The 12610-nt window shown below is 57.0% G+C and carries 14 protein-coding genes; 10 read left to right on the plus strand and 4 right to left on the minus strand.

The window, feature by feature from the left end:
• Positions 1-451 precede the first annotated feature (451 nt).
• Together ccoN and IB252_RS15640 are read left to right on the plus strand one after the other, a co-directional pair.
• Entirely contained in the window at positions 452-1879 is a 1428-nt protein-coding gene (gene ccoN, locus IB252_RS15635) for a cytochrome-c oxidase, cbb3-type subunit I (protein ID WP_192409442.1), read from the plus strand.
• A 15-nt stretch (positions 1880-1894) separates the two neighbouring features.
• Entirely contained in the window at positions 1895-2116 is a 222-nt protein-coding gene (locus IB252_RS15640) for a cbb3-type cytochrome c oxidase subunit 3 (protein ID WP_192409443.1), read from the plus strand.
• 222 nt (positions 2117-2338) lie between these two features.
• Here the strand turns inward: IB252_RS15640 and IB252_RS15645 are convergent, their stop codons facing one another.
• Complete coding sequence (locus tag IB252_RS15645; RefSeq protein WP_192409444.1) at positions 2339-2833, minus strand: hypothetical protein; 495 nt, start codon at positions 2831-2833, stop codon at positions 2339-2341.
• A gap of 248 nt (positions 2834-3081) precedes the next feature.
• On the opposite strand from IB252_RS15645, the gene IB252_RS15650 reads away from it, so the two are divergent.
• From IB252_RS15650 to IB252_RS15665, 4 genes are all read left to right on the plus strand, one after another.
• Positions 3082-4455 carry a hypothetical protein gene (locus IB252_RS15650; RefSeq protein ID WP_225607461.1) on the plus strand — a complete coding sequence of 458 codons (1374 nt, stop codon included), beginning with the start codon at positions 3082-3084 and terminating at the stop codon, positions 4453-4455.
• A 100-nt stretch (positions 4456-4555) separates the two neighbouring features.
• Positions 4556-5491: a halovibrin HvnC gene (locus IB252_RS15655; protein WP_192409445.1), complete on the plus strand. Its 936-nt coding sequence runs from the start codon at positions 4556-4558 to the stop codon at positions 5489-5491.
• Between the two features lie 152 nt (positions 5492-5643).
• A complete protein-coding gene (locus IB252_RS15660) occupies positions 5644-5958 on the plus strand; it encodes a DUF2599 domain-containing protein (RefSeq protein ID WP_192409446.1) in 315 nt (104 codons plus the stop codon).
• Positions 5959-6071: 113 nt separating this feature from the next.
• Complete coding sequence (locus IB252_RS15665; protein WP_192409447.1) at positions 6072-6764, plus strand: aspartate/glutamate racemase family protein; 693 nt, start codon at positions 6072-6074, stop codon at positions 6762-6764.
• A 1-nt stretch (position 6765) separates the two neighbouring features.
• On the opposite strand, the gene IB252_RS15670 is transcribed toward IB252_RS15665, so the two are convergent.
• From IB252_RS15670 to IB252_RS15680, 3 genes are all read right to left on the minus strand, one after another.
• Complete coding sequence (locus IB252_RS15670; protein ID WP_192409448.1) at positions 6766-7287, minus strand: GNAT family N-acetyltransferase; 522 nt, start codon at positions 7285-7287, stop codon at positions 6766-6768.
• A 174-nt stretch (positions 7288-7461) separates the two neighbouring features.
• On the minus strand, positions 7462-8442 hold the full coding sequence (locus tag IB252_RS15675; protein WP_192409449.1) for a LysR family transcriptional regulator: 981 nt from the start codon (positions 8440-8442) through the stop codon (positions 7462-7464).
• A gap of 87 nt (positions 8443-8529) precedes the next feature.
• A complete protein-coding gene (locus tag IB252_RS15680; protein WP_008150813.1) occupies positions 8530-8970 on the minus strand; it encodes a carboxymuconolactone decarboxylase family protein in 441 nt (146 codons plus the stop codon).
• A 208-nt stretch (positions 8971-9178) separates the two neighbouring features.
• Here IB252_RS15680 and IB252_RS15685 point away from each other — a divergent pair, with 208 nt between their 5' ends.
• From IB252_RS15685 to IB252_RS15700, 4 genes are all read left to right on the plus strand, one after another.
• The gene (locus tag IB252_RS15685) at positions 9179-10612 is read left to right on the plus strand and encodes a PLP-dependent aminotransferase family protein (protein WP_192409450.1); all 1434 of its coding nucleotides are present in this window, start codon (positions 9179-9181) and stop codon (positions 10610-10612) included.
• A 123-nt stretch (positions 10613-10735) separates the two neighbouring features.
• Positions 10736-11029 carry a putative quinol monooxygenase gene (locus IB252_RS15690; RefSeq protein ID WP_192409451.1) on the plus strand — a complete coding sequence of 98 codons (294 nt, stop codon included), beginning with the start codon at positions 10736-10738 and terminating at the stop codon, positions 11027-11029.
• Positions 11030-11218: 189 nt separating this feature from the next.
• Positions 11219-11635 (plus strand): cupin domain-containing protein, encoded by a 417-nt coding sequence (locus tag IB252_RS15695; protein WP_111451560.1) that lies wholly within the window; start codon positions 11219-11221, stop codon positions 11633-11635.
• Positions 11636-11864: 229 nt separating this feature from the next.
• A complete protein-coding gene (locus IB252_RS15700) occupies positions 11865-12575 on the plus strand; it encodes an ATPase (RefSeq protein ID WP_192409452.1) in 711 nt (236 codons plus the stop codon).
• Positions 12576-12610 lie beyond the last annotated feature (35 nt).

Raw genomic sequence — 12610 nt, forward strand, 5'->3', positions numbered from 1 at the left:
CTCATCAGGATTGATCGGGCTCTGCACAACCCCTGTGGGAGCGACCTGTGGCGAGGGGATTTATCCCCGTTGGGTCGCGAAGCGGCCCCGCGTCCGTCCAGACAGATCCTTTTGTCCGGATTGACGACTGCTTCGCAGCCGAACGGGGCGGTGCGACGTTTCGCTAAATCCCCTCACCACAGGTCGCTCCCACAGGGATTTGGGTGAGTTAGAAGCTCTATGGCCCGTTTTCTTGAGGTGACTATGGACCTGCGGCGCAATGCGTTACAGATTCAGTTGGACGCTAAAAAACCGTATCAGGTTGTGGCAGATGGCCGCAGGGTTACCTTAAGTCTGATCCGCATAAATGATGTTTTCCTGAGCCTGTTTTGTTTTTCGCAAGGTTTCTACAGTGCACGACATGCCAGTCCGGGTGGCCTGGCAAGACTTTGCAACCGTGGAAGCATTGACCATGAGCACAGCAACAATCGGACAGGCCTACAACTACAAGGTCGTCCGCCAATTCGTCGTGGCAACCGTGGTTTGGGGTGTCGTGGGGATGGCGATGGGGGTGTGGATCGCCTCGCAACTGGTGTGGCCGCAGATGAACCTCGACCTGCCATGGACCACCTTCGGCCGCTTGCGCCCATTGCACACCAGCCTGGTGATTTTCGGCTTTGCCGGCAGCGCGCAATTCGCCGCCAGTTACTACGCGGTACAGCGTACCTGCCAAGTGCGGCTGTTTTCGGACAAGCTTGCGGCATTCACTTTCTGGGGCTGGCAATCGGTGATTGTGGTGATGCTGATCACCCTGCCCCTGGGCTACACCACCACCAAGGAATACGCCGAGATCGAGTTCTCCGGCGCGGTGTGGATGACCGTGGTCTGGGTCGCGTATGCCATCGTCTTTTTCACCACCGTGGTGCAGCGCAAGACCAAGCACATCTACGTCGGCAACTGGTTCTTCGGCGCGTTTATCGTGGTGATCGCCATGTTGCACGTGGTCAATCACCTGGCGATTCCGGTGGACTGGTTCAAGTCCTATCCGGTGTATTCCGGGGCGACCGACGCCATGGTGCAGTGGTGGTACGGGCACAACGCGGTGGGTTTCTTCCTGACCACCGGGTTCCTGGGGATGATGTATTACTTCGTGCCGAAACAGGTTGGGCGGCCGGTGTATTCCTATCGCTTGTCGATTGTGCACTTCTGGGCGCTGATCACCCTGTACATCTGGGCCGGCCCGCATCACTTGCACTACACCGCGCTGCCGGACTGGGCGCAGTCGCTCGGCATGGCGATGTCGCTGATCCTGCTGGCACCGAGCTGGGGCGGGATGATCAACGGCATGATGACGCTCTCGGGGGCCTGGCATAAATTGCGCACCGACCCGATCCTGCGCTTTCTGGTGCTGTCCCTGGCCTTCTACGGCATGTCGACCTTCGAAGGGCCGATGATGGCGATCAAGACGGTCAACGCCCTCTCCCACTACACCGACTGGACCATCGGCCACGTCCACGCTGGCGCTCTGGGTTGGGTGGCGATGATCACCTTCGGCTCGCTGTACCACATGATTCCGAAAATCTTCGGTCGCACGCAGATGCACAGCATCGGCCTGATCAACGCGCACTTCTGGCTCGCGACCATCGGCACCGTGCTGTACATCGCCTCGATGTGGGTCAACGGCATCACCCAGGGTTTGATGTGGCGTGCGATCAACGATGACGGCACGCTGACCTACTCCTTCGTCGAAGCCTTGCAGGCCAGCCATCCAGGGTTCGTGGTGCGCTTCGTCGGCGGTGTGTTCTTCCTCAGCGGCATGTTGTTGATGGCTTATAACGTCTGGCGCACGGTGCGGGTTTCGGACATCGAAATGGCCCACCGCGAAGCGCAGATTGCCTGAGGCGAGGGGCTTGAGATGATTGAGGTCGTGCTGAATGTGTTGGGGGTCGTGGGGCTTTGGCTGACGGTTGAATACTGCCTGAAACACCAGACGATAGAGAGTCTGGATGAAGCCAGTTTGATTCCGTTTGCCGATGACCCGGGGGTGGCGCGGCGGGTGGAGTTGGCGACGGGTAAGAGCGTTAAGGCTGTGGCGCCGGAAGAAGCAAAACCAGGCTGGGGGGATTTGGAGGTTTGAGGGGAGTCAGCTAAGGCCACCCCTCACCCTAACCCTCCCGAAACGTCGGACCGCCCCAGGGGGTAGAGGGGACTGACCGAGGTGTTGATTCGAGTTGCATCGACCTGACAGACCGAGTCGAACTTAACTTTTGAAAGCCACGGAGATCTGCACCCTTTCCCCCTCTCCCCTCTGGGGAGAGGGATGGGCGGGCGGCGTTCCGATGAGGGGTGGTTCTTGACTTTAGCCACGCTCGCGGGGAATCAGGCTCTGCAACTGCTGCGCCAGAAAATTCGCATCGAATGCAAAGGTATCCGGGTCTTTCAAGCCATTGGTCTTGCGCCATTGCCAGCTGCTGGACGGTGGCAGGCACACCAGCGAAATGCTGCCGTACCGCGCCGCTGTCAAGCCCATCACAGCCAGCGAAATCTGACCGCCGGCACCCATCACATCGGGCACAAACTCCACCGGCTTACCGGCGATCACAATGGACAGCTTCTCGGTCTTGAAGGTCGACGTTTCGACCGGCACGCTCGGTCCCGAGGCGACATAGGCCTCGCGGCTCACCTCCAGCAGATTCGGCGCCTGGACCGGTTCCAGCCATTGCTGGATCTGATCGAACAGTTCACCAATGCGCGTCGCCCACACGGCCGATTGCGACTCGAACAGTTGCTTCTTGTGCGCTTCGCTTTCTGCGTAATGGCGAAGCATCTCACCCAGTTGCTGTACGTCGTCCATTGCGGTGTTCCTTTGATGAAGCGGTGCTGCGGTTTTTAAGCATGGCAGATTGAGCACAGGACTGTTCAATTAAAACGGCGACTGATGCGTGAGTGGCCGGGGAAATTACGACAAACGGTACCGAAAAACACAATTTATGCAGCTTTACCTGTCATATCTGACAGTAGCCAACTCGCTTGAGCGAGTGTTTGATAGAACCGCCACCTAAATAACCGGGATGGTGAAAGTTACGCTCAAGGAGGCAGGTGATGGAGTATCAAACCAACAGCAATGTTCTGGTCCTTTTTCTGGTGAAAATCCCAGGGTGGAAAACGCCAGTCATTCATGACTCCAATCCGCATGGGGGCATCCCACTTTCCCTCTTTGAAGAACATCTTGAGGGACTCTTATGCCTTATTGACCCTTGGCTCAATAAGGCTGTAGACGAACGCGTTAATCTGTTCGTGGACGGCAGAGCAACCCCCGTGACTGGCAAAACCATTGGGCCAGACGAGGAAGACGTTCGTGTTCGACTGTATATCCCCAAAGGCATACTTCACGACGGTGTCAACGAGATCTTCTACCAAGTATTGAGGGTAGGTCAGACAACACCCGAAGAGTCGCTGAAATTAAAAGTTCTCTACCATACCCTTGCACCAGGAGAACCCGGCCATGCAATGAGCAAAGTTCAGGTCTCTGCCGATGTGCAGACCAACGGCGTGGGTAAAGCCCAGGCGGAGCGCGGTGTCGTGGTCGGGTTTGATTATCCCAATAGACGCGCCCATGACGATATTCGCCTGACCGTTGGCACAACCTATGTTGATCATAAAGTTTCTCCCGGGGAAGCCCTTCCAGGCAGTCCGGTTGTAACCGAGACGCTCTTCACCCCCACGTTCGAAAAAACCGGCGACAACCCGCGCACCCCCTTCTGGTACAGGGTCACTGATCAACTAGGTAATTCATCCGGCGCGTCCGCGAGTATCGAGGTAGACGTACACCTGAAAGAAGAACAACTCGATCTTAAGCCACCCAAAGTGCTGGAAGCCAAGGAACAGAACGGTACTGTATTAAACTTCGAAAAAGACTTTTACGAAGCCACGTCCGCCACCGTCGAAGTCGCTTTTACCGGGTCCGCCCGCGGACAAACCGTCAAAGTCTATTGGCTCGGGCGAAACTCGACGTATGGCAGCGAGATACAAACTGTCTCCGTTGCAGGCCAGACCCTGAAATTCCTGGTGCCCAGGCTGGAAGTTGTCGATTGTATTGGTACTGGTGCGCAGGTCAGCTACACAGTCAGGCTGCCAGGTACGACCAAGGATTTGCCTTCTGAAGATTTACGCATCAGGGTCACCCCCCAAAAGCATCACCTTCCAGAACCCACGCTTTCCTCAGACAAATTGAACATCAGGGCGTATTACCCCACATTGGATGGCGATTACAAAGTGCGTCTTGCAGTGTTTGGCAAAGTCACTCGCTACAGTGAAGAGTTCAACATTATCCAGCCGTCTTACACCAATATAGCGGTTCCCCAGTCGTGGCTGACTGAAAATCGTGGCCTCCCGGTCATGTTCAACTGCACGCTTAAAAAGACCGACACCAATGAGCCGCTTATTTTCTCATGGTGCTTAAGGATTACTTTATAACCGCCACGTATGCAGATCCGCTTTAGTTAAACAGCGCAAACAAACAAACGCACTATTGAAGCCGCGCCACTTCGACGTCGGCTTCCACAAGGGGATTGTCATGTTTAAAACAATCGGGTTTCTTTTATTCGCTTTAATAGCTGGCTGCAGCCAGCTCGATCGACATTCAGAAAATGAAATCGGCGCCTTCAACAACGCCAGTACGCAAAGTGGCATCACTGTCGCAGCACAACTTAATACGCTTTACGGCAGGAAATTTGCCAACTGCAATAATTCGAATTCACAACCTGCATTTCTTTGTTCGGGCGTCACACTCAGAGTTACGGTTAAGGACCCAGCCAACCAATATAAAGTATGGGACCCGAGCCCCACGTCGATAAAAAGTGGTGGTGTTTCGTTCTCTTACCTAAGAGCGGATACCAACTTTGGACGACTGGCCTGGGGCTACGGTAATGGTTTTATCCTGTACCCCATCTTTGAAGCACCCGCCGACAAGATCGACCTGGACTACCTGTGCTCGTATCCCATGGACGGATGGACCTGGCATCGAAGCCAAACGTCAGTCTGTGTTCCCCATCGCGATTACCCCGTTCAAAGTCAACTTTGCCACAACGCGGGCGTGACCACTGCAGAACAATGGCTGGCTGTATGGAACATATCGGGCGGCAACCCGAACCTACGACAATGCGGTTTCGACATTACCGATGACCGCAACGCCCTGGCAGCACCGGCGTTTTATCAATCCCTTCGAGCAAAGAGCCTGCTGGGTGCTACGGGGTTTAACGGGCATAACGAAACCATTATCAAGACCTGGACTCCCGGTCGCCCCAATACATTTCCGATCATGGCATTCTTTTACATTTACGGCGGTACCGACACGAAACCGCTCGCCGATGCGCAGTACAACCAACGGGACTTCTACAACTCGACCAATCCCAAAATCGTGGTACCGATCATTCGCCTGACACCCGCGAATAGCCCCACTGGCGTTGCTACTTTTACATTCGTCGCCGCAGATCAAGTGGTGACTCAATGAACACTCTAACGTCGCGCTCTTTTCGTACGGGACTGAACGTTATCCGTCATACCCTGTCAGGCGTTGGGTTGATGTCGACTTTGAGTGCATCCCTGTATGCGCAAAATAGAACTGACCCGCCTGACAGTTACATCCTTACCGTGGAGCGCTGTGTGAAATACGTGGAAGGTGCACAGTGGATTTATCGGGACTATGAGTGGTCATTTTCTATTACGCCCACACCCTGTGCGAGGCGGACACCGCCAGAAGGGACGCCCTACCTGTGGGACGAACTCTCCCGCGACTATTCCAACAGCCGCTATTGGAAAAACACCCATGGCATGCGCCATCAATTGATTTGTCATCTGGCGATAGCAAGAGACAAACCGCAATGGAACCTGGAGCCGTGGCGACCTGATGTAGGGTATGAGAAGACGTTGGCCGCCGGATGCAACCATGTCACCCCCTTGCCTGAAAAGGCACCATGACACTTCCCGGAAAGATGAGCGCTACAGTTTATTTTTCACTGGCATCTGCCCTTGAACACATCGAAACTCCCAAGCCAAGCCTGTCAATGCAGGCCATAGCTTGAGGAAAACCAATGCGCACCATCGGCCTTATCGGCGGCATGAGCTGGGAGTCCAGCGCCGAGTATTACCGTCTCATCAACCAGCAGGTGCGCGACCGGTTCGGGCCCTTGCGTTCGGCGAAATTGCTGATGTACAGCGTCGACTTTGGCCCTGTCGAACAGGCCCAGCATGCCGGGCGCTGGGACGAAGCGGCGGCGATTCTAGTGGATGCGGCGCAGCGATTGCAGGCGGGCGGCGCCGATTGCGTGGTGCTGTGCACCAACACCATGCACAAAGTGGCCGGGCAGATTCAGGCAGCGATCAGTATTCCGTTCCTGCACATCGCCGACCCGGTGGGTCAGGCTGCCGTCGAGGCTGGTGCGCTGAAGGTCGGATTGCTCGGCACAGCGTTCACCATGGAGCAGGACTTCCTCAAGGAACGCCTGACCTCGATGGGGCTGACCGTGCTGGTGCCGGAGGCCGATGAACGTCAGGCCGTCCACCGGATCATCTATGACGAGTTGTGCGTCGGGGTGGTCAGCGAGGCGTCACGCAAGGTGTATCAGCAGGTCATCGAATCACTGATCCGACGTGGCGCCCAGGCAATCATCCTCGGTTGCACGGAAATCGGCCTGCTGATCAAACCCGAGCACAGCGCCCTGCCCTTGCTCGACACCACCGAACTGCATGCACAGGCAGCGGTGGCGTTCGCGTTGGGTGAGTGATTCAACCGGCCTTGGGCGGGCGACGCAGCCGCGCCATGCTCAAGGCATCCACCAGCACGCCGTCACGCACGGCGTAGTCGCGAAACAGCCCTTCGGTGTCGAAGCCGAACTTGCGATACAGCCCGATGGCGGCTTCGTTGTCGGCGTAGACCGAAAGCTCGAGCCGTTGCAGGTTCATCCAGTTGTCGGCGATGTCCAACGCCGCCGCCAACAGCTTCGAGCCGACGCCCTTGCCCTGCCAGGCTGTCGCTACGCCCATGCCGAGATTGCCGGCATGGCTGCGGCGGATCCGCGAAAACTGCTCCAGGCCAATATTGCCGATGACCGCCCCTTGATGCAGCGCCACCAGCTGCACCACACGTTCATTGTCCGGCGCCAGGCGTTTGCGCCAGACCTCGGTGGACTGAAACGGCATTTGCAGCACCTGACGGGCAATGGCCGGGTCGTTGTAGAGCGCGGTAATGCCGTCGATGTGGGAGTCGTTGAAACGTTCGAGGGTGATGACAGCGTCAGTGGCGGGCATGGGTGATTCATCCTTGAGACAGACATGGCCGCCCACTCTATACCGCCTACTTCCAATATGGCGAGAATCCATGTGGGAGCGAGCCTGCTCGCGATGGGGCCATCACATTCAACATTGATGTCGACTGTCCAGCCGCTATCGCGAGCAGGCTCGCTCCCACATTTTGGATGGCGGTCACCCCTCGAACCACTCTCGGCGCTCGTTGAAGGTGTTCTGGATCAGCTCAACAATCATCTGCACCTGCGCTGAACCCTCGGACTCGGCATTAACCGCCATCCACACCTGACGCTGCATCGGTTGGCTGAACAGTCCCGGCAACTCAATAAGGCCGCGATCGAAGCGGCTGATGTATCCGGGCAGCAGCCCAATGCAGGCACTGCAACGGATCATCTCCAGCATCAGCGAATAGGAATGCAACTGCACCACCCCGGCCAGGCGCTGGTCCACGAGGGTATTCCACGGCCGGAAACAGTCGACCTGACGGTCATGCTGCCATTGCACCAACAGGAAATCCGCTAGGTCATCGAGGCTGTCTGGCCGCGACGCGACCCGTGAATACCGTTTGGCGATGTGAGGCAGGTAGTCGAGCCGTGCCAGACGCCGGAGCTCGCTGACCGCAAAACTCGGGCCGGGCAGCGGTGATTCGGTGCCGGCCAGCCACAGCACCACATCGGCGCTGACCGCTTGCAGGGACAGTTCACTGTCCAGGGTGATGATGTCCAGGCGCACGCTGGCGTTGCGCCGCAACAAGGCAACCAGATCGCGACCGAGAATGTCATGCAGGATCGATTCGGCGACGGCCAGGCGAATCAACGGCTGTTCGATCACCGGCAAGTCGCGCTCGTGGGCTAAAGCAATCAACTGCGATTGCAGCTGCAATCCGTCACGACTGAGGGCAACGCCATTCTCTGAGTGGCTGAACAGCGAACACTGCAGTTGCGATTCAAGCTGCGCCAGTTGTTTACGCAGTTGGGTGGCCTTGATATTGAGACTGCGGGCCGCCTGAATGAAACAGCCGCAACGGGCACTGACCCGAAAAGACTGCGCCAGTACCGGATCGATCTCTGCCGCCAGTGCGCGCCAGGATGAGGTTTTTTCTACGGGCAAGCGGTACTCGGCAACTCGCTGACGCGCTGTGGTTTCCATGAATCGCATCGCTGACTCCCTGTCGATCTGTCCTTGAGAGCCTCATCCTGCGCAGGGTTTATGAACCTGACGTGACACTCGGAGCGGAAAATCGATTCAGCCTCCAGGGGTTTGTCGAAAACTCACCGCCAGTCGATTCCAGCTGTTGATCGTGGTAACGGCGATGGTCAGGTCGACCATCTCGCCTTCGTTGAACTGCTCCCGGGCCTGCGTATAAACGTCGTCCGGCACATGGCTTTCAGAGAGCAACGTGACGGCTTCGGTCCAGGCCAGCGCCGCGCGCTCTCGCGCATTGAAGAAGCCGCTGTCGCGCCAGACCACGATCGAATACAAGCGACGGTCAGTCTCGCCGAGTCGCCGGGCATCCACCGAGTGCATGTCGGTGCAGAAAGCGCAGCCATTGAGTTGCGAGGCTCGGATCTTGATCAAGTGCAGCAAGGCCGGCTCGATGCTGAGGTTGCTGGTCAACGCCTCCATGGCAATCATCGCTTTCATCGCCTTGGGCGATGCGCTGTAGTAATCCAGGCGGGCGTTCATGGCGTGACCTCGTGGATCGAATGTGTGCCCCCTCAAGGTAGGCGTTGATACGCAGGTGTTACAGATCCAATTCTGCGAAATACCCGTGGACCACTCAGGCACCAGACCAATCGGAGGTTTTTCGCCCACGCAACTTTTGCGCAGGCGCTCATGCGGGTAATCTGGCCCGACGCACACGCGCCTCAATCGCCCCAGGAGCTTCGCCGGTATGGAACTTCACGTTGTCATCAACGGCCGCAAGGACCTGGCAGGCCAGTTGTACAACCAACTGCGCAGCGCCATCGAATCCGGCCGTCTGGCAGCCGGGACGCAACTGCCGCCCAGTCGTTTACTGGCTGAACAATTGGGCATTTCGCGCAAGACCATTTCCGACACCTACACGCAACTGACCTACGAAAACTTCCTCACCGGAGTCATCGGCAAAGGCACCTACGTCAACGCCCGACCGGCGAAAATCACCCGTAAGCAGAGCCATTCGGAGTTGGCCAGTGCCGAGGTCATCGAGTCCTGGCGCAACTTGCCAGTGTTTCTGCGCCATCCGACGCTGGAAGGCTCGTTGCGTTACGACTTCATCGGCGGCGCCACCAGCAAGGGCCAGTTCCCCCAGGATGACTGGCGGCGCTGCACCGCTCACGCCTTGCGCCAGATCGCTGCGTCCAAGGGCTTCTACAGTTTGCCCGAAGGCCTGCCGGCGTTACGCAATGCGATTGCCCGGCACATCGCGTTTTCCCGCGGGGTCAATTGCCAGGACGAAGACGTGGTGGTGTGCAACGGTGCGCAACAGGCGCTGGACCTGATCTCCCGGGTGCTCACGCGGCCCGGCAGCATCGTCGCCATGGAAGACCCCGGTTACCCGCCCGCACGCCTGTTGTTCGGTACCCACGGCGCCACGGTGATCGGCGTCCCGGTGGACGCCGAAGGCATTCAAGTAGACAAGATCCCCCTTGGCACCCGCCTGATCTACGTCACCCCGTCGCACCAGTTTCCGCTCGGCATGCCGATGAGCCAGGCGCGCCGGGTCGCGCTGCTGGAGCGGGCCCATGAGTTGGGCGCGATCATCATCGAGGACGATTACGACAGCGAATTCCGCTACGAAGGCCGGCCCACCGATTCGCTGCAAAGCATGGATGAACGCGGCATCGTCGCTTACGTCGGGACCTTTTCGAAAACCCTGCTACCGGAGCTGCGCCTGGGTTATGCGATCCTGCCGCCGGCAATTCTCGAAGCGGTCATTCGCGCCAAGCAGCTCACCGACCTGCACACGTCCACCCTGCCCCAATGGGCGCTGGCCAAGTTCATCGCCGAAGGTTGTCTGCTCAAGCATATCCGGCGCTGCCATACGATCTATGCCGGACGCCGTGAGCGGATCCTTGAGCGCATGGCCGGCGATCTGTCACCGTGGCTCGAGGCGGTTCCGACCACCGCCGGGTTCCACATGGTGGTTATGTGCAAAGTGTCTATCGATATTCCATTGGTGATCGAGCTGGCAAAAAAGGTCGAAGTCGGGGTGTATCCCATCGACAGTTTTTTCTATCAGCAAGCGCCGCAGTCCGGGCTGTTCCTCGGTTTTGGCGCCATCGAAACCCTGGACATCGACATCGCCCTGGACCGCCTGCGGGACATTTTGCAGCATGTCGCCTGACGAATTGGTCTGCGTTTTTATCCCGCGATTGGCTATTGGTGGTCCGGGAATGCAGGCCTATCCTGCATAAACGTTATCCCTCAATGAGCAGGATTCGTCCGGCCTGATTCAGGAGTGTGAGCAATGTCCAACGAAGTGATCAATACCGTTAAGGTGCAGGCCGCCGCCGGCCGCTCGGACGAACTGGGTAAGCAACTGCAAAAAATCGTCGACACCCTGCGCGAATTACCGGGCTGCGATTCCTATATGGTCGACCGCTGCCCCGAGGACGGCAACCGTTGGACGGTCAGTGCCCGCTGGCAATCGGAAGCGGCCATGCACATGCATTTTAACTGCCCTGAAGTACAAGGCTTTATCAGCCTGATCGACAGCCGCCTGGCCAACAGCGTCGACTTCAACAGCTTTCCTATCGTTTAAAAATTAGGTCGCCGCCTTCGGCTACTCCTACAGGGCTATGGGTACCTCTGTAGAAGTAGCTGGAGGCGGCGATCTTGTTTTTTCAACGCGCAGGATTGGTCCCCTCGCCTTCACGAAAATTGGCTGTTTGATTGGCCTTGGCCGAGACTTACTGTGGTCCCTGACTCTAACCACAGCAGGTGATAACCCATGAATGCCTTACGCTACTGTGCTGCGCCCCTCGCCGCCCTGGCCCTGACCTTTTGCGCCGCGACATACGCTCACGAAGCCGCCCCTTCGGAAAAGGTCACGGTGTTGCAGGACCAGATGTTGAAAAACGCACCGGGCAAAAAAGCGCTGATGATCGAAGTCGATTACAAACCCGGCCAATCATCCATCGCCCACAAGCACGACGGCACGGCCATGGCTTACGTCATTTCGGGAGAAATCATTTCCCAGGTCAAAGGCGAAAAGCCGATCACTTACAAGGCCGGTGAATACTGGTATGAGCCAGCCGGCTCGGAGCATTTGGTCTCGAAAAATGCCAGTGCCACCAAACCCGCCAAACTGTTGGTATTTATGGTGTTAGCGCCCGACGAAAAAGTATTGATCCCTTTGGAAAACTGATAGCTGTTGCGCCAGCCATAAATAAACAGGCTCGAATTAACAATTCGGGCCTGTTTATTTCCCGGCGCAATTAACCGGGATCTTTTAAACCAAACAAAAACTAGTGATCACCTGACAAGTGTAGTGATTGGCCATTTCATTCAGTGTCGACAGGTTTAGTCTGGAATCTCCGCCGACTGTGTCCGGCCTATTAACGTTCCGACTCAAGTTGTTTCACGGGAGAAACACCATGAAACTTGCACTTGTCAGTACCTTGACGATAACGATTCTTTTAACGGGTTGTTCAATACCCACTGCACCGAAAGCTGTTTCTTCGCTCGACGGCATTTTCACCGGACCGGTCGGCCGCAGCAGCGCCACGCATGTCACCCATGGCAGCAACGTGTCCCTGGGCATCGTGTACAGCCGCAACACGCAGACCAACCGCGACTACCTTCAGGATTACCAGGCCAACGCCGGCACCGGTTTCGGCCAGAGCCTGCTGGTGCAGTCGATTCACGATGCCTACGTCGCCACCTCCAAACCGGACCTGGCGGTGGACTGGGTCAAAGCATCCTTGCAACGTCAGTTTGGCTCGGTGACGGTGTATCCGGACATGCAAAGTCTCAAGGCCGCTAAACCGGACGTGGTCGCCATTGTCGACACGCGCAGTCAATTGATGACCTCGCGCAGTTCGGACATCAGCGCAAATGTCAGCGCAGCGTTCTACGATGCAAACTTCAACTACATTGGCACTGCGCAAGGTCATGACGCTAAAGAACTGAGTCCGTTATGGGCGGACTATAAACGCAGCGAAGAGATAGTTGCCGATATAAACGAACAACAGAATGTGCAAGTCAGGGCCTTGCAGAAGTTTGACCAGTCGCTCAGTAATTTATTGACCAGGCCGACAGATAAAGTATCGATGATCGATAACACAACAGGTCAGAAGTTGTATTAAGGCGAATGACCCCATCGCGAGCAGGCTCGCTCCCA

This window comes from Pseudomonas sp. PDM10, from assembly GCF_014852295.1.
Classification (GTDB): Bacteria; Pseudomonadota; Gammaproteobacteria; order Pseudomonadales; family Pseudomonadaceae; genus Aquipseudomonas.